Origin of the sequence: Vibrio variabilis (genome assembly GCF_003263785.1) — a bacterium.
Taxonomy (GTDB): domain Bacteria; phylum Pseudomonadota; class Gammaproteobacteria; order Enterobacterales; family Vibrionaceae; genus Vibrio; species Vibrio variabilis.
Map to the genome: position 1 here is coordinate 1 of NZ_JYJK01000128.1, position 23465 is coordinate 23465.

A 23465-nucleotide genomic window follows, 5' to 3' on the forward strand; every position below is an offset into this window, starting at 1 on the left:
AACTTGATTGGTCACTCAGTTCATTGAAACCATTTTTGATTTTACTTTTTTAAAAAAGTGAAAACCAATAGTGATTATCATCAACGAGTGCCCACACAGATTGATAGGTTTACATTGTTAAAGAGCTTGTTTCGAGCTTCAGACTAAGCGTCCCTCTCAAAACGGATGGCCATTTTAGCGAGATAAGCTTTAGTGTCAACCACTTTTTTCAACTTATTTTGCTTGGCTTCCTTAGAAGCTTTTGACCTTCTGACTCGTTGGAGGTTTATCTCTCCGTTCCCGTGTCAGCGAGGTGGCATTATAGAGATCGCCATGCACTTGGCAAGCGCTAAATTGCACTAAATTCACTTTTTCTTTCCGTTCGAACACAAATGAATCAGAACGTCCAAAAAAGACACAAAAAAGGGGAGTAACCCTCCCCTATACGCGATTGTTCGCTAGTATTTAGCTACTGTCCTACTGCAATTTTATCGTTATTGACGATAAGTTTGACGGGTTTGCTTGGATCCACCTTGCCAGCGAGTATTTCTTTCGCGAGTGGATTCTCTATACTTTGCTGAATCGCTCGTTTTAGAGGTCTTGCTCCATATACCGGGTCATAACCCACTTTAGCAATGTAATCGAGAGCCGCATCTGCCACGACCAACGAATATCCACTGTCTTCCATTCGTTTGCCTAAACGCTCAAGCTGAATGTTAGCAATCGACTTAATGTGTTGCTGACCTAGTGGGTGGAATACCACACTCTCATCGACACGGTTTAAGAACTCAGGTCTAAAGTGAGACGTCACTACATCCATCACTTCTCGCTTAATACCCTCATAATCGAGAACTTGGAAATTCTCTTGAATTCTAGATGAGCCCAAATTAGAGGTCATGATGACGACCGTGTTTCTGAAATCCACCGTGCGACCTTGTCCATCAGTAAGGCGACCATCATCTAATACTTGTAGAAGAATATTAAACACATCTGGATGCGCTTTTTCTACTTCATCAAGTAAGATCACCGAATATGGCTTACGTCTAACCGCTTCTGTTAAATAGCCACCTTCTTCATAGCCAACATAACCAGGAGGAGCACCGACTAAGCGCGCCACCGAATGCTTCTCCATGAACTCAGACATGTCGATACGCACCATGGCATCTTCACTGTCGAACATGAAGTTGGCGAGCGTTTTGCACAGCTCGGTTTTACCCACACCGGTTGGGCCTAAGAATAAGAACGAACCAATAGGCTTATTCGGATCGGCAAGGCCTGCACGACTACGACGGATCGCATCGGAAACCACTTCCACTGCTTCCGCCTGACCAATGACGCGTTTATGCAGAACCTCTTCCATACGAAGCAGTTTGTCTTTTTCTGCTTCTAGCATCTTAGAGACTGGAATACCGGTTTGCTTCGACAACACTTCTGCAATTTCAGCGTCTGTTACTTTATTGCGAAGCAGGCTCATCTCTTGCATCTCAGCTTGTGTCGCTAGATCTAGCTGTTTCTCAAGTTCTGGGATACGCCCGTATTGAAGCTCGGACATACGGTTTAGATCACCTGCACGTCTTGCCACATCCATATCTAATCTTGCTTGTTCCAGCTCAGCTTTAATATGTTGCGTGCCCGATAACGCCGCTTTTTCTGCATTCCATACTTCTTCAAGCTCAGCATAGTCACGCTCTTTAGTGTGCAGTTCTTCATTCAATGCAGAGAGGCGCTTACTACTTGCATCATCCGACTCGTTTTTCAGAGCTTGCTGCTCTATTTTAAGCTGGATGATTTTACGCTCGAGCTTATCTAATGACTCTGGCTTGGAATCAATTTGCAGACGAATGCTAGACGCAGCTTCGTCAATAAGGTCAATCGCCTTATCAGGTAACTGTCTATCGGTTACATAACGATGGGAAAGACTGGCTGCCGCAACAATCGCGGGATCCGTGATCTCCACATGATGATGCAATTCGTAGCGTTCTTTCAATCCACGAAGAATCGCCACCGTGTCTTCAACACTTGGTTCATCCACCAGCACTTTTTGGAATCGTCTTTCTAGCGCGGCATCTTTCTCTATATATTGACGATATTCGTCTAGAGTCGTCGCGCCAACACAATGCAGTTCACCTCGAGCAAGTGCCGGTTTGAGCATATTGCCGGCATCCATTGAGCCTTCACCTTTACCGGCCCCAACCATGGTGTGCAGTTCATCGATAAATAGAATGATGTTGCCTTCTTCTTTAGCAAGCTCATTAAGTACCGATTTCAAACGTTCTTCAAATTCACCACGATATTTGGCGCCAGCGACCAAAGAGCCCATATCAAGGGATAGAACTCGGCGGCCACGTAAGCCTTCCGGCACTTCATTATTGATAATGCGCTGAGCTAACCCTTCAACAATGGCGGTTTTACCCACACCAGGCTCGCCAATAATAACCGGGTTATTTTTGGTACGGCGCTGCAGTACTTGAATCGTTCGACGGATCTCATCGTCGCGACCAATCACAGGGTCAAGTTTGCCCTGCTCTGCTCGTTCGGTCAGATCAATCGTGAACTTTTCTAGCGCTTGGCGTTTTTCTTCTGCGTTTGGATCATCAACCTTTTGACCGCCACGGATCTGCTCAATGGCTTGGTTGATCTTCGCTTCTGTAAGGCCTTGCTCTTTAAGTAGTTGACCTAACGCGCCCTTGTCTTCGATAGCCGCAAGCAAGAAAATCTCAGAGGAGATATACGCATCTTGACGTTTTTGAGCCACCTTATCGCATAAGTTAAATAGTTGCCCCATTGAACTAGATAGCTGAACGTCACCACCGACGCCCGTCACTTTCGGTAACTTATCCAAAAGCTCGGCCAGTTTTGAACGCAAATGAACCACATCGACGTTTAACATTGTCAGCAGTGGACGAATAGAACTTCCCTCTTGATTGAGCAAAGCAACCATGAGATGGACAGGTTCAATATATTGATGGTCTCGCCCTAGAGCTAGAGACTGAGCATCAGAAATAGCGACTTGGAATTTGCTAGTAAATCGATCTAAGCGCACAGCAACCCCCTTAAATTACATACGGCTTGATATGCAAATAAGATGGTTACTCATAGTGAGGATTTCAAGAGAGGAGATGGAAAATCAGGCGTTGATCCAAATAAAGCTCGCCATGCGGCCAGTTTGCCCATCACGTCGATAAGAATAAAAACGAGTAGGATCCTCGAAAGTACATAGCCCGCTCTGAGTGACTGAATTTACTCCAAGCGACTTAAGCTTCATTTCGGCAATCGATGCTAAGTCCGCGAGCCACTTGCCCGATGTCGGATGTGATTTGAATGCGATAGCGTATTCAGGGTGATTTGCACAAAATGCCTCACGAACATCTTCACCGATCTCAAAACTATCAAAGCCAATGGCAGGACCAATCCAAGCTTGCAGATCAGGCTCGAATAGAGACACTGCATTTTCAACAATGCCATCAGCAAGGCCACGCCAGCCGGCATGAACTGCAGAGACGGCCGTGCCGTCTTTAGCCGCTAGCAGAATAGGCAAACAGTCTGCGGTCATCGCACTAAGTACAACATTTGGCTGAGTCGTAAAACTCGCATCGGCATCGATAACGACATCTGTGGGAGTCGAAACATTGGCAACGACAGTAGAGTGGGTTTGATTAAGCCAAACTGGCGCGGATGGCATGTTCGCTAACACAGCTAGTTGAGCTCTATTCGCTTCAACATCTGCTGGGTCATCACCAACATGCATTCCTAGGTTCAGCCCAGAAAACGGCGCTTTCGATACGCCGCCTTCTCGAGTTGACGTCACAGCACTAACATTCAGAGCTGTGTGCCAATTTGGCTTAAGAGTCGACATTAATAGTCTTCTTCTTTATTCAGCTTCGTGTCTTCACGCAGCGCTTCAGCCATTGCCACCATATCGTCAGGCACTGGTGCGTGGAACTCCATTTCTTCGCCAGTCACTGGGTGAGCAAACTTCAGCATTACCGCGTGCAGTGCTTGACGGTCGAAACTACGGATCATATCCGTTAGCTCTTCACTCGCACCGCGCGGGATACGTGCACGACCACCGTAAGCGGTATCACCGAGAAGTGGGTGCTGTAGGTAAGACATGTGTACACGGATCTGGTGAGTACGACCCGTTTCTAGACGCAGCCTGATACGAGTATGCTCACGGAAATGCTCCGCAACACGGTAGTGAGTCACCGCCGGCTTACCGAGTTCATTCACCGCCATCAGCGTACGTTTGGTAGAATGGCGACCAATTGGCTTGTCCACCATACCACCCGCGGTCATTTTGCCGATCGCAATCGCTTCGTACTCACGAGTAATGTTACGTTTTTGCAGAGCTCGAACCAAACGCGTTTGCGATGGAACCGTCTTCGCCACCACCATCAAACCTGTGGTGTCCTTATCGAGACGGTGAACGATACCTGCACGTGGCACTTCCGCGATAGCTGGGTAGTGATGCAAAAGCGCATTCAGAACCGTGCCATCTGGTGTCCCTGCTCCAGGATGGACAACGAAATCTCTTGGCTTATTGATAACAATGATGTCATCATCCTCGTAAACGATGTTTAGAGGAATATCTTGCGCTTCGAAGCGTTCTTCATCTTCTAGTTCAGCTTGAACGGTAATCAGTTCACCGCCCATCACCTTAGTGCGAGGCTTGGTAACCACTTCACCGTTAACCGCAATTTTTCCGTCAAGTAGCCATTCTTTCAGGCGTGAGCGAGAAAAATCTGCGAAGAGTTCAGCTACAGCTTGGTCTAAACGTTGACCTAACTGGCTGTCTTTTACTGTATTTGTTAATTCAATCTGCTGAGCCATATCGAACTTTTTAAAAAACCTTGGGACTAATACCACGAGTGTGGATAATATAGCCCATCATTGTATCTGTTACTGGCAAGAAAAGTAATGGAAGCGGAAAAATATTTACGTCAAGGAAACTCGTTCTCGTATGAAACTACTTAAACTAACAGGCTTGCTTTCTATAGCTTTGTTGTTTGGTTGTGCTGACAAAGAAGTCACCGTCCCAGATGTCCCGCCGTCTCAGTTGTATTCAGAGGCTCAAGAGTCACTGCAAGGTGGTAACTGGACGTCAGCCATTGAGCGCCTTGAAGCGCTAGACTCTCGTTACCCATTTGGTGCTTACACTGAGCAAGTACAACTTGATCTCATCTATGCCTACTATAAGAACGATGACCTGCCACTAGCTCTTGCGACCATCGAACGTTTTTCTCGTTTAAACCCTACGCATGAGCGTTCGGATTGGGTTCTGTATATGCGCGGCTTAAGCCATATGGCGCAAGATCGTAACTTTATGCACGATATCTTTCGTATCGACCGCTCTGACCGTGACCCTGAACCAGTAAAAGCAGCGTTCGCAGATTTCGACCGCTTGCTTAAACGCTATCCGAACAGTGCCTACGCCGAAGATGCTGCAAAACGCATGGTGCACTGAAGAATCGTCTCGCCAATTACGATTTAGCAACGGCAGACTTTTACCTGCGACGTGAAGCTTGGATCGCTGCGATTAATCGCACACAAGAGCTTCAAAAGACCTATCCAGATACTGAAGCTGCGCGTAAGTCACTCAGCATTCAGAAACAAGCCTATGAAGAGCTAGGCATGAAAGAACAAGTCGAGCGCACTGAAAAACTCATGGAGCTCAATCCGTTATAAGCGGTAAGATACGTTACAAAAGCGCTGTGTTATCAGCGCTTTTTTTGTGTCTAAATTGGCGAAAATCCGTTTTCATTTATATAGTTATCATTAGGTATGTAGTGAAAAAGGAATAGAAGTGAAAGCACTATTACTGGTTGTTGTTTTCGTTGTCTTCTCGCTACCACTGCGAGCACTTGAGCTTAGTCCATTGAGCAACGCCCCGTACACAGGGGACTTAGATACGCTCACCAAAAAACGAGTACTACGCGTATTAGTCTCTGCCGATCTCGGTTTTTACTACATAGAGAAAGGGCAACCGAGAGGCATCGGTGCCGAGCAACTCTATCACTTTGAAAATTACCTAAAGAAAAGATTCCCCAAACTCAAAGTACAAGTCATCCCCGTACCGCGCGACGATCTTATCCCTGCGTTGGTCAATGGTTACGGCGACCTCATTGTTGCTAACCTTACCGTAACCCCTGCTCGTGAAGCCGTCATTGAGTTCAGTCGCCCCATCCTTGACAATATCGATGAGCTCATTATCACCAGCGACGACTACCCTACTCTCTTGAACACCGAAGACTTAAGTGGCAAAGAAGTCTGGGTGCGTGCCAGTTCAAGCTACTTTGAAAGCCTACAAGAACTCAACAAAGCACTCACCGAAGAGGGACGTCCACCTGTATTAGTTCAGTACCTAGAAGAAACATTGCAAGATTACGAACTGGTAGAGATGGTCAAACAAGGGTTAGTAAGCGCCACGGTTCTTGATAGCCACAAAGCCTACTTCTGGAACAAAACCTTTGACGATTTGAACATTCACAGTGGCATTCCACTTCGCAGTGGCGGAAAGATAGCTTGGGCGATGCGCAAAGGTAGCCCGAAACTTGCAGAACAAGTCAATGCTTACATCAAAACAGCGAAAGAAGGGACGCTACTTGGTAATGTTATCTATAACAAATATTTAGAGAATACTTCTTGGTTTGCCAAAGCGCTTGACCCTAAAAATATTGATCAACTAGAGAAGCTGGTGTCACTATTTAAAAAGTACGCCGACCAATACGACTTCGATTTTCTCATGATTGCAGCACAAGCATTTCAGGAATCACGCCTCAATCAAAACAAGGTTTCCCCAAAAGGCGCGGTGGGCATCATGCAAGTGCTACCAAGTACCGCACGAGATCAGAACGTCAACATAAAAAACATCAATAACATAGATAACAACGTGCATGCCGGAGTGAAATATTTACGCTTTATCCGTGATCGCTATTTTAGTGATGATGCCATTAGCGAAGATGACAAAGTCTATCTGTCGTTGGCGGCTTATAACGCTGGGCCTGGGAACATATCACGCATGAGACGCTTGGCCGAAAAACACGGCTATGACCCCAACAAATGGTTCGGTCATGTTGAGCTTATGGCGCGCCGAAACATCAGCTCCGAGCCAGTTACCTACGTCGCCAACATCAACCGATACTATGTGATTTACAAACAGTTAGAGTCGTTACAAGAAATTCGTGAAGAGCAACAAGCCAAAAACCAAGACATTGAGTTTTACAGAATCTTAGGGGGAAGCAAAGAGGAAACCACGAAGTGATGGAGATCACATTTTATTAGTGTGCATTTAATAGACAGTGACTTTTCTTAGGTCGTACTAAGTCGCCAAAAATGGGGAATTTTCAGAACGCTACTCTATTCAAATTAATGACTTTTGGAGGAAAGAAAAGGCTTTTTTACTGTTAACGATACAAAGTTTTGCGATAGATCACATTTAGATTTGGACGGCAAAAACCCTCGCATAAGAGTGATCGAGATCACATTCTTTTCGGTCTGAATGAGTAATCTGGAGTTAACCCATGAGGGATGCAATAGAGGAAAAAACATATGAGAGTAAACATCACTGGTAAAAACATTGAGATCACCTCTGCAATCCGTGAGCATATCGAAAGCAAATTTAAGAAGTTAGAAAAGTGGCAAGTGGACATCATCAGCTGCCAAACTGCTTTCAACGAAGAGCCAAACAAACAGATGAAATTCGAAGCGGCCATTACGGTACCCAAAGGCAAACTTGTCGCTTCCGCTACTCATGAAGATTTATACGCTGCCGTTAACGAGGTTGAACAGAAGCTAGAACGTCAGCTAAACAAACTAAGACATAAACCAGAAGCTCGCCGCACAGAGAAGCCAGAGCTAGCTGAAGTAGAAGAAGTCGAATAATTCGGTCGTCTTAGCAAATAGCAATTCAATTTAGTCATCATTATATAGCGCCTACGGGCGCTATTTTTTTGCTTGACGCTCCATGCTCCCTTGCTTATTGTGGGGCTTAGCCAATACAAAATGATAAACAACGATTTATGCGCCCAATTATTCTGTTCTTTTTTGACTTCTTTTTTCTCCACTAGGCTTGGAGGCTTCTTCGTTTTCGAAAGAAAAGTCAAAAACGAACGGAAAGCCTCCCAAACGGGAGGCTTTTTTATAAGGATTATTTGATGACCGACACTAAGTATTCTCTTGACGATATTCGCCTGCGACTCAACGAGTTAGATGACAACCTGCTGCAACTGCTATCCGAGCGCCGTAAGCTCAGCATTGAAGTAGCTAAAAGTAAGGTACAGACTTCTAAACCAGTTCGTGATGCCGCTCGTGAGCAGCAGCTACTCGTTAAGCTGATTAACAATGGTAAAGATAAATACGAGCTTGATGCGCCATACATCACCAAGATTTTTCACACTATCATTGAAGACTCAGTGTTGCTTCAACAAGTCTACCTGCAAAATCTCGCCAACCCAGACCAGAGCAGAAAGCCAGTCGCACGCGTCGCATTCTTAGGTGCGAAAGGCTCATACTCGCACTTGGCGAGTCGTGATTACTTCTCGCGTAAGAACACCGAACTGGTAGAGCTTAACTGCGATCAGTTTAAAGAAGTCATCAAAACCGTTGAATCCGGTCATGCAGATTACGGTGTGCTTCCCATTGAGAACACGAGTTCAGGTTCTATCAACGAAGTGTTCGATTTGCTGCAGCACACGACACTGCACATCGTGGGCGAGATCACCCAACCGATTGAACATTGTCTCGTGGCCACTAAAGAGCTTCGTCTTGAAGACATCAAAACGCTCTATTCACACCCACAGCCACATCAGCAATGCAGTGAGTTTTTGAGCCGTTTAAAAGGCGTGACATTAGAGTCGTGTGCGAGCACAGCCGATGCGATGCAAAAGGTGCAACAGCTAAACCGCGATGACGTGGCAGCGATTGGTCATGCCGCTAGCGGTAAGCTTTATGGGCTGCAGTCTATTCAAGGCAACATTGCCAACCAAACCGAAAACCATACGCGCTTTATTATTGTAGCGAGAAAGCCAGTCGAAGTGTCTGCGCAAATTCCAGCGAAAACCACCTTCATTATGGCAACGTCACAAGAAGCGGGTTCATTGGTTGAAACCCTATTGGTACTGCAGCGCTATGGCATCAACATGACCAAGCTGGAGTCACGTCCTATCATGGTAACCCATGGGAAGAGATGTTTTATGTCGATGTGGAAGGTCATAAAGACTCAGAAGAAATGAAGTGCGCGATGGACGAGTTAGTGAAGATCACTAAGCACTTAAAAGTACTTGGCTGCTACCCTATCGACAATGTCAAACCGGTCATTCCAGACCTGACTGATAAGAAAGACTAATACAAACAATCCCTAGGCATGACCTAGGGATTGTTTTAGTCATTTAGAGAGCACTGCTTATGTAAGAGGCAAGATTTTGATCTCTACACGTCGATTGCATTGACGGCCTTCCGTCGTCGCATTGCTGCAGATTGGAAAGCGCTCACCCATTCCTCGCGCTACCGCACGGCCTGGGGCAACATTTTGGCTAACGAGGAAAGCACGGACTTGCTCTGCGCGCTTCTCTGAGAGCTCTTGGTTGTAACTCGCGCTACCCGTGCTATCGGTGTAGCCATCAATCACTAGGCTAGTGTCTGGGTATTCCACCAAAATACGCGCCACGCCTTGCAGCGTTTTATGAATGTTGCGATCTAACGCGTGTGAGTTGCTAGCAAAGCCAATACCGTTTTCAAGGCGAAGTACGAGCTGGTTGTCACCCGTACGTTCAACTTGCACACCAGAATTTAATAGCTCTTGGCGAAGGGCTTTTTCCTGCTGATCGAAATAGTAACCCGCGCCGCCACCAATAGCCGCACCACTGGCCGCACCTAACAAAATGCCTTTGCTATCACCACCGGAAGCGATACCCACAGCAGTGCCTGCAATGGCACCAATCAAGGCACCTTTGGTTGCAGAGTTCGTTTCATATTCACCGGTTGTAGCATTTTGGCGCTGCGTCGCCTGACAACCTGCCAGCGTCATAATTCCTAAAGCCACCACTACTTGTTTTAATTTCATATCCATTGTCTCTTGTCGATGTTTCTGACTTAGAAAACAGAACACCACGTTATAAAAATTATTTTCGTTTCTCGCTGAACTTCGAATGAGTTCAATAGCAGCATACGAACATTGAAAAATTTAATGACATGGCGAGGGAAGATTTACGTTAGAATTAGGTTGTTACGTTCTCTACATGGATATATCTGTCATGAAAAAGGTTGTCATCGCCTCGCTGAACCCCGCCAAAATTAATGCTGTGAAAAGCGCCTTTGAGTCGGCGTTTCCAAACCAAAGTTTCGAGTTTGAGGCGTCAGTGTTCCAAGTGGCGTAGCCGATCAACCGATGGACAACGAAGAGACACATCGCGGCGCAGCCAATCGAGTGAATAACGCAAAGCGAGCACAGCAAGATGGCGATTATTACGTGGGGATTGAAGCGGGACTTGATGGAGGCTGTACATTCGCGTGGATGGTGATTGAATCACAAGGTTGATAGGTGAATCGCGAAGCGCCAGCTTGATGCTACCACCCGCTGTCGTCGAGCAGTTATCACCCACCGTTGAGCTTGGGGATGTGATGGACAAAACGTTTGGCACCGACAACATCAAACAAAAAGGCGGAGCCATTGCGCTGCTCACCCAGCACCAGCTCACTCGCAGCTCGGTGTATCATCAAGCGTTAATACTGGCTTTAATTCCTTTCGTTAATCCTGAGCATTTCTAGTCGCCTGCTTTCTATCGCTTAACGCGAATAAAATGAGCGAGACGCAAAGGTCTCGCTATTTAAGTAATAAGTCGCTAAGCGCGTTCTTGTCGGCGTCCTCAAGACGTTTCACTTCCGCACTGCCGCGAGTAATTGTGGCAACACCCACCCCAACATCTGGCTAATTTGACGCTGAGATAAGTCACCTTTTAGCAGCTCACACAAAATATTAACGCGAGCCGTTACCGCTTCACGTTCGTCAGGCGTCAGTAGCAGAGTCATTAACTGCGCTTGCTGCTCTGTACTTTGTGAGCGTTGGATCAGGTCGAGAACTTGTTGCCAGTCTTGGTATTGAGGTTCCATGAATCATTCCATTAGATACTTGCAATACTCCATTCTAACCCCAAGCTCGCGCCAATGCCTAGCCTAGGGTGTCAGTAACGCCTTTTCGCCTCAGCATCGGTTAGGAAACTTCCCTGAACACCCATCAGATCACGGTAATACACTTGAAACATCAGAATGTTCTGAATATAGCCACGAGTTTCTTTAAACGGTATCGCTTCGATAAACGCGATGGCATCTAAGTTGCCACCCGATGCTTCACGCCAGCGCTTAACGCGATTGGGTCCAGCGTTGTAAGCTGCCAAGGCAAAAATACGGTTATCGTCGTAATTTCCAAGTAGTTCATTCAAGTAGTGTGAGCCTATCTCGATATTTTTGCCAACTTGATATAGTTCGCTGGTACGCTTATAGCTAATCTTATGCTTCTTAGCGGTGTACTTAGCTGTGGCGGGCATAATTTGCATTACCCCTCTTGCGCCAACAGGTGAACGAGCTTCCACATCCATGGCACTCTCCTGCCTTGCCAAAGACATGAGAAGATCCTTATCTAAGCCAAGCTTGTCGCCATAGAAGTTAAACCACCATGCATGTGCCTGTGGAAAGCGAAGACTCATGTTGTCCCACATTTTGGCTGAAATGGTTGCGACCACCGTAAGATGATGCCAACGCTTTTTGCCCGCATACGCTGCCAACATCTCTTTATCTGATCTGGATACTCTGGACAGCAAAAAGCGCCATTCAGATTTTGCTGCAGCAATTTTATCGCGCGCTATCAACTCTTCTATACGAATCAAGCTCGTTTGGTGTGGCGCTATCGCGGCATTATCAAGCGTGGTGGTGGAAATAGGATAAACAATCGAATGTTTGAGCTGAACTGCCGCCGCTGCACTATAGAAGTTACGCTGCCCGACAATCGATTCCAAACGTTTTTCACCCTGCGCTTTATCGCCACGACTGATCTCCGCTCTCGCAAGCCAATACTGCCAGCGACTGCTCTGCTTGGTTTTATCACTGAGCTTACCAATCCATTGCTCTAGCCCCTTCCAATCGGCCTGTTGCACCGCTAGTCGAGCGCGGCGTTCTAAATACGAATCGCTGCTGGATTTCACCAAGATACTGTCGCGCCATTTGGCTTCGCTATCTGAGTCGGTAGTAATAAACCGCATTGCCACGTACTCATTCATCGACTGCTTGAGCTCTGGAGTCAATTGACTGTTTTTATTAAGCGAAGCTAACGCTATGCGAGCCAGATCTTTGTCGCTGCGGGCGAGCTTTTGCAAAGCAAGCTCGGTGAGAGTGGAACGATTGGGTTCAGGAAAGCTGCTTGTAGCAAACTTGGTCACTGTTTTGGGTGACTTAAACAAACTTTGGATCTGCTTACCTTGCTGTTTACCTTTCAGCGTTTTGAGCTGTTTATTCAGATAGTTAATTAAAGAGCCATTACGACGCTGAAAGGCCAGCGTCATTCTCTCTATAACCAGTTCATCGCTGCGCAGCCCCGCCTTGTTCCACGAATCAAACAGAGGATCACAAGCACTATCTACACTGTCACCACTTTTCCACAACGTTTTGGCGCCCTCATAGGCCGAATCCGTGTCGCCTGTTTTTAACTGTGCATAATGGTAGTGACATTGGTAACGTTCACCGCTTGGGTAGCTGGTTTGAAACGAGAGCAGATCGTCCCAACGCTTTTGTCTGGCGAGCTGGTCTACAAAAGGGGCTCGAATGCGTGATGAAAAAGGAAAGGCCTGATGTTTCTCGATGAAACGATTCACTTGCGAAACAGATTTGTCAGCTAACTGCAGCGAAAATACGCGATAATCGACATAAGGTGTTAAAGGATAATCCGCGATTTGCGGTCGGATTTTGTTGTAACCGTTGACGTTTCTACTATCAATCAGCTCTTGCGCCATGTCGTAAGCCGCACGCTGACGCTCGAGCTTACTCTCAGAGGCTGATGCATTAGTTTCAGAGGCAATCGCGCTACTCATTAGCGCCGGTAAAGCCAGAGTCACGATAGCTCCGCAAGCAATGCTGACGAGCGGCTTCCGGTATCGTTGTTTAGAATTCATGTAACCGTTCCTTCGATGCTGTAACAGTTGACCAAGAGAAGTATTGTTATTGTTTTCTGTACCGCTGTGTCAGCCGGTGTTGAATGCATGGTCAAACTTCAATTTAAGACCAAATAGGTCAACTTTCCAATGGCTTTGTCATTAAGAATTTGTTTCTGACTGTTTGTTACGCAATGAGGGGGAGAAGTAGTCTAATTGATGTTCGCATTATCCGAAGGAATCTCCGAAGTAAAATTGAAAGGATTCCGCTCGGTGGTGTAAAATAGGAACTTTATTGACTTCAAAATTAGGAACGATCGGCAATGGCTGAATACGTCTATACTATGTCGCGCGTGAGCAAAGTGGTGCCACCAAAGCGACAGATCCTCAAGGACATTTCTCTAAGCTTCTTCCCTGGCGCGAAAATCGGTGTACTTGCCTTAACGGCGCGGGTAAATCAACGCTTCTACGCATCATGGCAGGTATTGATACTGACATCGATGGTGAAGCACGCCCACAACCAGGCCTGAACGTAGGTTACCTACCTCAGGAGCCAGTACTAGACGAATCAAAAACGGTTCGCGAAATCGTTGAAGAAGCCGTTGCTGACGTTGCAGGCGCGATGAAGCGTCTTGACGAAGTTTACGCAGCTTACGCAGAGCCAGATGCCGACTTTGATGCGCTAGCAAAAGAACAAGGTGAACTAGAAGCGCTAATTCAAGCGAAAGAAGGTCATAACCTAGAAAACGCTCTAGAGCGCGCTGCAGATGCACTTCGTCTCCCGGAATGGGATGCGAAGATCCAACACCTATCTGGTGGTGAGCGTCGCCGTGTTGCTATCTGTCGCCTACTTCTAGAGAAGCCAGACATGCTGCTTCTTGACGAACCAACCAACCACTTGGATGCTGAATCTGTAGCTTGGCTAGAGCGCTTCCTTGTTGATTACACTGGCACCGTTGTGGTGATTACCCACGACCGTTACTTCCTAGATAACGCAGCAGGTTGGATCCTAGAACTTGACCGTGGTGAAGGTATTCCATGGGAAGGTAACTACACCTCTTGGCTTGAGCAAAAAGATGCGCGTCTGCAACAAGAAGCGTCTCAAGAAAAAGCTCGTCAAAAGACCATTGAGAAAGAACTTGAATGGGTTCGTCAAAACCCTAAAGGTCGTCAAGCGAAGTCTAAAGCGCGTATGGCACGCTTTGAAGAGCTACAAAGCGGCGATCACCAGAAGCGTAACGAGACTAACGAGCTGTTCATCCCGCCAGGTGAGCGTCTAGGTGACAAAGTTCTTGAAGTGAACAACCTAACGAAGTCTTTCGACGGCCGTGTTCTTATCGATGACCTATCATTCAGCATTCCTAAGGGCGCTATCGTAGGTATTATCGGTGCCAACGGTGCAGGTAAATCAACGCTATTCAAGATGCTAAGCGGCACTGAGCAGCCAGATTCAGGCACGATCGACCTAGGTGAAACTGTTAAGCTTGCGTCTGTTGAGCAGTTCCGTGATTCAATGAACGACAGTAACACGGTATTCCAAGAGATCTCTGAAGGCGCTGACATCATCAAGATCAACAACTTTGAGATCCCAGCTCGTGCTTACTGCTCGCGCTTTAACTTCAAAGGCAGCGACCAACAGAAGATCATCGGTGAGCTATCTGGTGGTGAGCGTAACCGTGTTCACCTTGCTAAGCTTCTTAAAGCTGGCGGTAACATGCTGCTACTCGATGAGCCAACCAACGACCTTGACGTTGAAACACTACGTGCACTAGAGGAAGCACTTCTAGAATTCCCTGGCTGTGCCATGGTTATCTCGCACGACCGTTGGTTCCTAGACCGTATCGCAACGCACATCATCGACTACCGTGACGAAGGTCAGGTTAACTTCTACGAAGGTAACTACACTGAGTACATGGAATGGTTGAAGAAGACACTGGGTCCTGAAGCCGCTGAACCACACCGCATCAAGTACAAGCGTATCTCAAAATAATCATACATATTTGAGATAAACTTGTTTTTTCCCAGAGGGCGCCGATAATGGCGCCCTCTTTTTTTGTGATTTTGTACCACAAATTAGCGAAATTTACTGAAAATTCACCTTACTTTATAGACACACTGTCTTTTACGAACTGTTACTATGCCTAATAAGATCCGGGTTGTTATCCCGACACAACAAGGAAAGAAGAGAACGCTGCGCCTAGGGAAAAAGCGCACCTATACAGCGATCTTACTTGCTGCGGCTTTTCCTGTTGGCTTGGGCTTAGTGGGCTATTCGTATCAACAATCTCAACTTGAACTGACCTCGACAGAAGGCTCATTGGCGAATCTTAATCAAGAAAAAGCGGTGCTCGAGGCGAAGCTGGAAGAGCAAGTCAATGAAATGCACGCGCTCTCTCAAGAACTCGAAGAGAAACGTGATTCATTGCAACTGCTGGGTAAACGCGTTAACGACGTGGAAGCCGTACTTGGTCTTGTCGATGAAGAGCAGTACGACAGTGAGATGCCATTAGAAGAGCGTATCGACGCCGCAGCGATTGATTCAGCCGTGCGCGCGACCATGCTCAGACTCATTCCCAACGATAGTCCGATGACTTATCAGCGCATCTCTTCTTCTTATGGTCGACGTACGCACCCGATTACCGGCAAGCGTCATGTACATAGTGGTATCGACCTAACCTGTAAAACTGGTGAACAGATCTTAGCGCCCGCAGACGGCGTCGTTGAAACAGTAAGGCCTAGCCGCCAAGGCTATGGTAACTATCTCACCGTACGTCACGCCTTTGGCTTTATGAGCTCTTACGCTCACCTACACAAGTTCAAAGCAAAGAGTGGCCAGTTTGTGAGTAAAGGGGATGTGCTTGCCACCTGCGGTAATAGTGGGACCTCAACAGGCCCGCACCTTCACTATGAAATCCGCTTCTTGGGCCGTACTTTAAACCCTCAGTACTTTATCGATTGGAGTCCAGAAAACTTCGATTATGTCTTTGAAAAAGAGAAGAAAGTCCAGTGGGCACCATTAATTGAGCTGGTCAGTAGTGTGGTTAAGCTTCAGATTAATCTGACCAATGCGCCTTATGTGGATTCGTCGATTAAGACTGCAGGTAATGAAGAAGTCGACGCGATAAACACCGAACAAACCAACTAAAAAAACGCAGCTAACTCGCTGCGTTTTTTATCTCATTGCTACTCGACGTATTTCGTCAACTAACCACGATGAATCGCATCATTCGCCTGTTTAAGCAGATTCTGACTCTCAGACATAAACTGTTGTGAGTAATCACCAAACCAAGCGCTGACCTCATTAAACTCAGTGACAAACTTGGCTTTGTCCTTGCTGTCGAGTAGCGCTAGCGCTTCGCCAAACTGTTTGTGGAAACACTTGATCATCTCAATGTTTTCATCCGACGACATAATAATATCACCGTACAGCGCCGGGTCTTGAGCAAACAGTCTGCCAACCATTGCAAGCTCGAGACGGTAGATAGGTGAACTCAATTTAACTAGCGTATCAAGGTCTGGGTTTTGCTGACTCAGGTGGCGACCGTAGGCAAACGAGGTGAAGTGACGCAGCGCCTGAATAAGCGTCATGCCTTTGTCGTGCTGCTCAGCAGAGATCTGACACAGACTTGCGCCCCAAATCTTGAACTGTTCAAGTAGCCATTGGTATTCGGCTTGTTGTCTACCATCACAGTAAACAATAACCTGCTTAGCAAGACTTGGAACGTCAGGACCAAACATTGGGTGCAGGCCGACAACAGGACCTTGGTGAACGTTAAGCATGGCATTGAGTGGCTTAGATTTAACAGAGGTTAAATCACACAAAATGCAGTCATCTGGCAGATTGCCAAGCTTCTCAATCACCCCTTCTGTTAGGTGAATAGGCACCGTCACAACCACAAGACCAGCGTTGTCTAAGATCTCGTCGGCGCGATCCCAGTCTTGGCTACCAAGAACTTTGACTTGATAACCAGATAAGGTAAACATACGACCAAACAAGCCACCCAACTGCCCTTTACCACCTACAATCACAACCGAGCGTAATTCCGGGTTAAGACACTTAAAGCCCGAGTCCTTTTCACTAGCATAAGACTCTCGCATGGTGCGGCGTAAGATGTCCTCAATCAGTTGAGGAGGCACACCCTTTTTCTCCGCTTCTTCGCGGCGAGAGGCCAGCATGGCTGCTTCTCTATCCGGGGCATAGATGGGTAAGCCATGTCGGCTCTTTACTTCACCAACTTGCTCCACAAGAGATAGACGCTTTGCCAAAAGCTCAAGCATCTGCTTATCAACGTCATCGATTTGGTCACGCAATGCGTTCAGTTCAGCAGCCATGGATGTCATTATTCCTTAATACGATTTTCCAAGAATGGGACCAGCTCAGTATGAGCATGACGTAATAGTGCCTCAGTTGAAGCCCAATTGATACACGCATCGGTGATAGACACGCCGTATTGCATTTCGCTCAGAGGAATATCGCTGCTCTGGTTACCTTCGTTGAGATGACTTTCAATCATCAGACCGATAATCGACTTGTTACCTTCACGGATTTGGTGGATCACATCTTCAGCAACCAAAGGCTGACGACGGTAGTCTTTGCGTGAGTTCGCGTGGCTACAATCGACCATTAGAGATGCATCTAAATTCGATTTGGCAAGCTCTTGCTCACATTCCGTCACAGACACTGAATCGTAGTTGGTTTGTTTACCGCCACGCAAAATGACGTGACCGTTAGCGTTACCTTGGGTCGTCAATAGTGCTACCTGACCTTCACGGTTAATACCCATGAAGCGGTGACTTGAAGACGCCGCTTGCATCGCATTAATTGCGGTGGCTAGGCTGCCATCGGTGCCGTTTTTAAAGCCGATAGGCATAGACAGACCACTCGCCATTTCGCGGTGAGTTTGTGATTCTGTGGTACGAGCACCAATCGCTGCCCATGAGAAGGTATCCGCTAGGTATTGTGGACTGATTGGATCAAGCGCTTCTGTCGCTAGTGGGATGTCCATTTCTGCCAGTTCTACCAGCAGCTCACGACCTACATGCAGGCCATGCTCAATGTCGAACGTACCATCCAGTTGAGGATCGTTGATAAGACCTTTCCAACCCACTGTGGTACGTGGCTTTTCAAAGTAAACTCGCATCACGATGTAAAGCTGATCACTCAACTGCTCTGAAAGTGCTTTTAGACGCTTAGCGTATTCTTTTGCTGCATCCACATCGTGGATAGAACAAGGGCCACACACAACCAATAAGCGGTGGTCTTTTTTATGGATGATGTTGGCGATAGTTTCACGAGAGTCTTGAATGAACTTGCGCGCTTTTTCACTAAGCGGTAATTTTTGTTTTAGCTGTTCTGGCGTGATCAGTACTTGTTCGTCACTGATATTAATATTACTGAGTTCGCTCTTTTTCATCTCGTCACCTGTAAATTTATTTTTACACAGAATTTTTATCACTTCCGTGTTCGGCTAAGCTTTAATTGGTAATATACATAGATAAAAAACACATGCAAGCGTAAACTTAAAAAAACACCTAACGTAAATTAAAGTTTACACACCTTCATCTCTAGTTAGCTTTCGCTCTGTGATCAGGCTTCGACACCCGCCTCTCCTCTTTGCTCATACTTGAGTTACAATAAAACCATCGAGGTTGAGGTGGTATCCATGGACTTAATTATCTCTCTGCTGCAACAGATGTGCGTGTATCTGATGCTGGCTTATATGCTCAGCAAAACGCCGCTGTTCCTGCCGCTGTTTAGCGTGACCAATCGCTTGAGTCATAAATTCAGCATCTACGTGCTGTTCTCTTCATTTTGTATTCTTGGCACTTACTTTGGCCTGCAGATCGACGATGCGATTGCCAATACACGAGCCATTGGTGCGGTCATGGGGGGACTATTTGGTGGACCAGTCGTCGGTTTTGCTGTCGGCTTTACTGGAGGGATGCACCGCTACACGTTGGGCGGCTTCACAGATGTCGCTTGTGCTATCTCAACCACCGCTGAAGGGGTCATTGGTGGCATCATGCACCTTTACTTTCTTCATAAAGGCAAGAAAGAGCAACTATTTAATCCATTAGTGGTGTTCTATGTGACCTTTGTCGCCGAAGTGGTACAAATGCTGATTATCTTGATCGTCGCCAAACCGTTCGATCAAGCTTACGCACTCGTCTCCAATATCGCGGCACCAATGATCATTGCCAACTCGGTGGGCGCTGCGCTGTTTATGAGCATACTGCAAGATCGCAAAACCATCTTTGAAGAGTACTCGGCAACCTTTTCACGTCGCGCTTTGAATATTGCGGAGCGCTCGGTGGGGATTTTGGTGCACGGTTTTAACTCCGACAACGCCAGTAAAATTGCACGTATTATCTATGAAGAAACCAACGTCGCGCGGTTGCCATTACCGATCGAGAGAAGATTCTAGCGTTTGTTGGTATTGGCGCAGACCATCATAAACTCAACCGTCCCATCTCATCGCAAAGCACCCTCGACTCGATGAACAACAACGATATCATCTACCTTGACGGCAAGGAAAACCCCTATCAGTGCTCAATTTCCAAAGACTGTAAGCTCGGCTCAGCACTGATCATTCCACTACGTACAGGTGATGAAGTGATTGGCACCATAAAGCTGTACGAGCCGAAACGGAAACTGTTCTCGACCATTAACATGTCGATGGCCGAAGGGATTGCCCAGCTACTCTCTAGTCAGATCCTGCATGGTGATTACATCCACAAGCAAACCTTGCTTAACCAAGCTGAAATCAAGTTGCTGCATGCGCAGGTCAATCCGCACTTTCTGTTTAACGCTCTCAATACCATTAGCGCGATTACCCGTCGTGACCCCGATAAAGCACGCAGTTTGATCCAGCACTTGTCACAGTTCTTCCGCAGTAACCTAAAACAAAACATCGAGACGGTGACACTTAAAGAAGAACTCGCGCACGTCAATGCCTACCTAACCATAGAGAAAGCCCGATTTACCGACCGCTTAGAAGTCGATATCGATATCAGCCCCAAACTACTCGAGCAAACCGTACCTAGCTTTACCTTGCAGCCATTAGTTGAAAATGCCATTAAGCATGGTATCTCTAACCTTCTTGAAGGTGGATCAATTCGAATTTTCAGTGAACGCTGTGAACAAGGTTACCGACTCACAGTGGAAGACAACGCCGGTACCTACCTGCCACCTGAGCCTGGTCATCAAGGTTTAGGAATGCAGATAGTAGATAAACGCCTACGCAATCAATTTGGACGTGACTCAGCGCTAAAAATTGAAGTAGAAAACCACCAATACACACGGATGAGCTTTATTATTCCAGCGCCCGTAAATTCAGACGATAAAAGGACGGCTATCGCTTCATGACACGGTTAACCGCAATAGTAATTGATGATGAGTTATATGCTCGTGAGGAGCTTATTGAGCATTTATCTGAGTTTGAGCAGATTGAGATCATCGATCAAGCCAGCAACGCTATAGAAGGTTTGAAGAAGATCAATCAGCACAAACCTGATGTGGTGTTTCTCGATATTCAAATGCCGCAGATAACTGGCATTGAGCTTTTGAGCATGTTAGATCCAGATACTATGCCGAATGTCGTATTTGTCACTGCGTATGACCAGTACGCAATCCAAGCTTTCGAGGACAATGCGTTCGATTATCTGCTTAAGCCCGTCGACCCTTGCCGTTTAGCCAAAACCGTCAAGCGCCTAAACAAACGCGATACAACCCAAACAGAAAACTTTGACCCCATCGCACCAAAGGCACTCGACCAAATTCCCTGTTCTGGTCACAACCGTATCGTCATAATTGCCACTAAAGATGTAGAGTTTGCTTATAGTGACCTTTCAGGTGTGCACGTACAAACAGCGAACCAGAAAGCGACCTCGCAATTAACGCTGAAAGTGATTGAAGATAAGACGTCGCTTATTCGCTGTCATCGACAGTTTTTGGTCAATGTAAAGGCGATTAAAGAGATCAAGCTATTGGAGAACGGGCTGGCGGAGATCATTACCCAAAGCGACCATCCAATACCAGTGAGCCGCCGGTATTTGAAGTCGCTTAAAGAGACGCTAGGGTTCCACTAAACTCTTACTTACCTACAAAAACAGCGAGCTAAGCTCGCTGTTTTTGTCTCTACCTTTAGCCTTCCAGCGCCGACAGAACTTGACTATTTGCCGCTTTCCACTGAGCACTTTTCTTAAGCTCTTCTAGCTCAAAGTTTTTCTTTCTAAGCATGCGACTTGCCTGCTTCACTTTGGTAATTGGCAGGTTATCCAGTACCTCAATCGTCGAGTTGCGGTTATTACACATTAACAGTGTATCGCAGCCCGCATCGAGTGCTTGCTGAGCGCGTGCCGCGGGGCCGCCCATAATCGCTGCGCCCTCCATAGAAAGATCGTCAGAAAACACAATGCCATTGAAGCCAAGCTGTTTACGAAGCACCTCTTTTAACCAGTAGTTTGAGCCGCTCGCAGGTTTGTCATCGTAATGGGGGAACACTACGTGGGCTGGCATCATCGCATCAAGCACGCCAGCCTTGATGTGAGCCTGGAAGATGCGCATGTCGTCCTCAAAAATAGAGTCTCGATTATCCACGGGTGTTTCAAGGTGCGAGTCTGCGGTTACGCCACCGTGCCCAGGAAAGTGCTTACCGGTTGTCGCCATCCCTGCTGACTTCATACCCGCCATAAAAGCGGTGGTGTATTGCACGATAGTCTGGAAGTTATCACCAAAGGCGCGATTACCAATAGCTTTGCTTTGCTCTCCTTGGTCAAGCACAGGGGCAAAGCTTAAATCGATGTCATGAGCAATCAGCTCTGCAGCCATCAACCAGCCCGCTTGATGAGCCAAAGCTTCATCTTTAAGCTTGGCGTAACGTGCCGCTGGCGGAAGCAGAGTAAACCCATCACGGAAACGCTGCACTCGCCCCCCTCTTGATCGACACCAATAACGATAGGTTTTTTCGCCGCTTGACGGATTTGTCGATTGAGTTCAATAAGCTGCTCGGAGTCGTGGTAGTTTCTGGCAAACAGAATCAAGCCACCGACAGTTGGGTGCTCTAAAATTTCGCGATCTTCCGCAGTCAGTTCGTAGCCTGCCACATCAATCCATAGCGGTCCCATAATTGCTCCTCTGCAAATTTATTATCAAATGGGCATCCCCAGAGGTTATTCCTATTGTTTTTGATTTACAATAAAGCTGAGTAAAAACGGAGTAAGTTTATGATGTCAAAGGAAGCGTTGTATATCGGTATCATGTCAGGCACTAGCCTAGATGGTATCGACACCGCCATTGTTGCGATTAGGGATAAGCAGATTCGTCTCGTCGACAGCGATTTCTTGAGCTATCCCGACGACCTAAAAAGTGAGGTACTCGCGATATGCCAGGGACAGCCCACCAGCCTAAAAAAAATTGGTGAGCTCGACCATAAACTTGGCAAACTCTATGCGCATGCGGTGGACTCACTACTCGCAAAATCGAACTACAGCGCTGATGAAATCACCGCAATCGGCAATCATGGCCAGACGGTTTTTCACCAACCAGATGGTGACACGCCATTTACTATTCAGCTTGGCGATAACAACCTAGTTGCTGCGCTCACAGGCATTAATACTGTCGGTGATTTCCGGCGTAAAGACATGGCGCTAGGTGGTCAAGGAGCGCCGTTGGTGCCTGCATTTCATCGCTACCTGTTTGGCGACAGTGAATCGACTCAAGTGATCCTTAATATTGGCGGCATTGCCAATGTATCCGTCCTGCAACCCAATGGTGATGTCGTAGGGTTTGATACCGGCCCCGGTAATGTGCTTTTGGATCATTGGTGTACCCACGCGTTCTCCCAAGCTTTTGATCAAGATGCACACCTTGCCAAACAAGGACATGTCAACGATAGCTTGTTGGCACAGATGCTCACCGACCCTTACCTTAAGCGCAGCGCGCCTAAAAGTACCGGACGCGAGTATTATCACGGTGAGTGGTTGCAAGCTCAGCTAGAAAAACTAGATAACGCCGTTGACAGCCACGACATATTGCGCACGCTGACAGAGTTTACCGCCATAACTATCGCCCAAGCGGTCAAGCCATACTGCGTGGGTGCCAGCCCAAAACTGCTCGTCTGTGGCGGGGGCGCTAACAACCCGATTATCATGAGTCGCCTTAGCGAACTACTGGCAAACTGGCATGTCGATTCTACCGATAGCGAAGCGATCAGTGGTGACTACATGGAGTCGATGGCTTTTGCTTGGCTGGCGCACTGTTTTATCCATAAAATACCTAGCAATCTTCCCTCGGTGACCGGCGCTAGCAAAGCCGTGCCACTGGGTGTCTTTTACCCTGCAGATTAGGAC

12 protein-coding genes, 7 pseudogenes and 1 other annotated feature are annotated in these 23465 nt (G+C 46.9%); of the genes and pseudogenes, 10 read left to right on the plus strand and 9 right to left on the minus strand.

All coding sequences use genetic code 11. From position 1 onward, the window contains the following. Positions 1–448 precede the first annotated feature (448 nt). The 3 genes from clpB to rluD all read right to left on the minus strand — a co-directional run bounded on the left by clpB (position 449) and on the right by rluD (position 4809). The gene (gene clpB, locus TZ48_RS21020; RefSeq protein WP_112480537.1) at positions 449–3022 is read right to left on the minus strand and encodes an ATP-dependent chaperone ClpB; all 2574 of its coding nucleotides are present in this window, start codon (positions 3020–3022) and stop codon (positions 449–451) included. Positions 3023–3106: 84 nt separating this feature from the next. Then, positions 3107–3835: a peptidoglycan editing factor PgeF gene (gene pgeF, locus TZ48_RS21025; RefSeq protein ID WP_112480538.1), complete on the minus strand. Its 729-nt coding sequence runs from the start codon at positions 3833–3835 to the stop codon at positions 3107–3109. Next, the gene (gene rluD / locus TZ48_RS21030; RefSeq protein ID WP_042503070.1) at positions 3835–4809 is read right to left on the minus strand and encodes a 23S rRNA pseudouridine(1911/1915/1917) synthase RluD; all 975 of its coding nucleotides are present in this window, start codon (positions 4807–4809) and stop codon (positions 3835–3837) included. Before rluD ends, pgeF begins: the two co-directional genes overlap by 1 nt. Before the next feature lie 130 nt (positions 4810–4939). Here rluD and bamD point away from each other — a divergent pair. The 4 genes and pseudogenes from bamD to pheA all read left to right on the plus strand — a co-directional run bounded on the left by bamD (position 4940) and on the right by pheA (position 9322). Continuing rightward, positions 4940–5664: pseudogene (gene bamD, locus TZ48_RS21035) on the plus strand (outer membrane protein assembly factor BamD). A gap of 112 nt (positions 5665–5776) precedes the next feature. Further along, a complete protein-coding gene (locus tag TZ48_RS21040) occupies positions 5777–7240 on the plus strand; it encodes an MltF family protein (protein WP_112480539.1) in 1464 nt (487 codons plus the stop codon). A 287-nt stretch (positions 7241–7527) separates the two neighbouring features. Then, on the plus strand, positions 7528–7860 hold the full coding sequence (hpf, locus tag TZ48_RS21045; RefSeq protein WP_112459827.1) for a ribosome hibernation-promoting factor, HPF/YfiA family: 333 nt from the start codon (positions 7528–7530) through the stop codon (positions 7858–7860). 139 nt (positions 7861–7999) lie between these two features. After that, positions 8000–8121 (plus strand) — a sequence feature (Phe leader region). An 11-nt stretch (positions 8122–8132) separates the two neighbouring features. Further along, a pseudogene (gene pheA, locus TZ48_RS21050) lies at positions 8133–9322 on the plus strand (prephenate dehydratase). Positions 9323–9379: 57 nt separating this feature from the next. Here pheA and TZ48_RS21055 read toward each other — a convergent pair. Continuing rightward, entirely contained in the window at positions 9380–10039 is a 660-nt protein-coding gene (locus TZ48_RS21055) for a YiaD family glycine zipper/OmpA-like lipoprotein (RefSeq protein ID WP_112480540.1), read from the minus strand. A gap of 190 nt (positions 10040–10229) precedes the next feature. Here TZ48_RS21055 and yjjX point away from each other — a divergent pair. Beyond that, positions 10230–10743: pseudogene (gene yjjX, locus TZ48_RS21060) on the plus strand (inosine/xanthosine triphosphatase). Positions 10744–10798: 55 nt separating this feature from the next. On the opposite strand, the pseudogene trpR reads toward yjjX, so the two are convergent. After that, positions 10799–11085: pseudogene (trpR, locus tag TZ48_RS21065) on the minus strand (trp operon repressor). Between the two features lie 71 nt (positions 11086–11156). Further along, complete coding sequence (gene sltY / locus TZ48_RS21070; protein WP_112480541.1) at positions 11157–13136, minus strand: murein transglycosylase; 1980 nt, start codon at positions 13134–13136, stop codon at positions 11157–11159. A gap of 302 nt (positions 13137–13438) precedes the next feature. Between sltY and ettA the strand changes: the two are divergent. Beyond that, positions 13439–15105 (plus strand): annotated as a pseudogene (gene ettA, locus TZ48_RS21075) (energy-dependent translational throttle protein EttA). A gap of 147 nt (positions 15106–15252) precedes the next feature. Beyond that, on the plus strand, positions 15253–16260 hold the full coding sequence (locus TZ48_RS21080) for a M23 family metallopeptidase (RefSeq protein WP_112480542.1): 1008 nt from the start codon (positions 15253–15255) through the stop codon (positions 16258–16260). A 59-nt stretch (positions 16261–16319) separates the two neighbouring features. Here TZ48_RS21080 and tyrA read toward each other — a convergent pair whose 3' ends face one another. Together tyrA and TZ48_RS21090 are read right to left on the minus strand one after the other, a co-directional pair. Next, positions 16320–17447 carry a bifunctional chorismate mutase/prephenate dehydrogenase gene (gene tyrA / locus TZ48_RS21085; protein ID WP_112480560.1) on the minus strand — a complete coding sequence of 376 codons (1128 nt, stop codon included), beginning with the start codon at positions 17445–17447 and terminating at the stop codon, positions 16320–16322. Between the two features lie 8 nt (positions 17448–17455). Next, positions 17456–18529 carry a 3-deoxy-7-phosphoheptulonate synthase gene (locus TZ48_RS21090; protein ID WP_112480543.1) on the minus strand — a complete coding sequence of 358 codons (1074 nt, stop codon included), beginning with the start codon at positions 18527–18529 and terminating at the stop codon, positions 17456–17458. A 249-nt stretch (positions 18530–18778) separates the two neighbouring features. Here TZ48_RS21090 and TZ48_RS21095 point away from each other — a divergent pair. Further along, positions 18779–20481: pseudogene (locus TZ48_RS21095) on the plus strand (LytS/YhcK type 5TM receptor domain-containing protein). After that, entirely contained in the window at positions 20478–21203 is a 726-nt protein-coding gene (gene btsR, locus TZ48_RS21100) for a two-component system response regulator BtsR (protein WP_112480545.1), read from the plus strand. The pseudogene TZ48_RS21095 and the gene btsR overlap by 4 nt, the downstream one beginning before the upstream one ends. A 55-nt stretch (positions 21204–21258) precedes the next feature. On the opposite strand, the pseudogene nagZ reads toward btsR, so the two are convergent. Next, positions 21259–22157, minus strand: a pseudogene (nagZ, locus tag TZ48_RS21105) (beta-N-acetylhexosaminidase). 186 nt (positions 22158–22343) lie between these two features. On the opposite strand from nagZ, the gene TZ48_RS21110 reads away from it, so the two are divergent. After that, on the plus strand, positions 22344–23462 hold the full coding sequence (locus TZ48_RS21110; protein WP_112480562.1) for an anhydro-N-acetylmuramic acid kinase: 1119 nt from the start codon (positions 22344–22346) through the stop codon (positions 23460–23462). Positions 23463–23465 lie beyond the last annotated feature (3 nt).

Bases quoted from the DNA above. Each gene is read 5' to 3' on its own strand.
- rluD (WP_042503070.1), bottom strand. From the start codon at position 4,809: ATGGCTCAGCAGATTGAATTAACAAATACAGTAAAAGACAGCCAGTTA.
- hpf (WP_112459827.1), top strand. From the start codon at position 7,528: ATGAGAGTAAACATCACTGGTAAAAACATTGAGATCACCTCTGCAATC.
- TZ48_RS21110 (WP_112480562.1), top strand. From the start codon at position 22,344: ATGTCAAAGGAAGCGTTGTATATCGGTATCATGTCAGGCACTAGCCTA.
- TZ48_RS21090 (WP_112480543.1), bottom strand. From the start codon at position 18,529: ATGAAAAAGAGCGAACTCAGTAATATTAATATCAGTGACGAACAAGTA.
- pgeF (WP_112480538.1), bottom strand. From the start codon at position 3,835: ATGTCGACTCTTAAGCCAAATTGGCACACAGCTCTGAATGTTAGTGCT.
- sltY (WP_112480541.1), bottom strand. From the start codon at position 13,136: ATGAATTCTAAACAACGATACCGGAAGCCGCTCGTCAGCATTGCTTGC.
- TZ48_RS21055 (WP_112480540.1), bottom strand. From the start codon at position 10,039: ATGAAATTAAAACAAGTAGTGGTGGCTTTAGGAATTATGACGCTGGCA.
- tyrA (WP_112480560.1), bottom strand. From the start codon at position 17,447: ATGGCTGCTGAACTGAACGCATTGCGTGACCAAATCGATGACGTTGAT.
- TZ48_RS21080 (WP_112480542.1), top strand. From the start codon at position 15,253: ATGCCTAATAAGATCCGGGTTGTTATCCCGACACAACAAGGAAAGAAG.
- btsR (WP_112480545.1), top strand. From the start codon at position 20,478: ATGACACGGTTAACCGCAATAGTAATTGATGATGAGTTATATGCTCGT.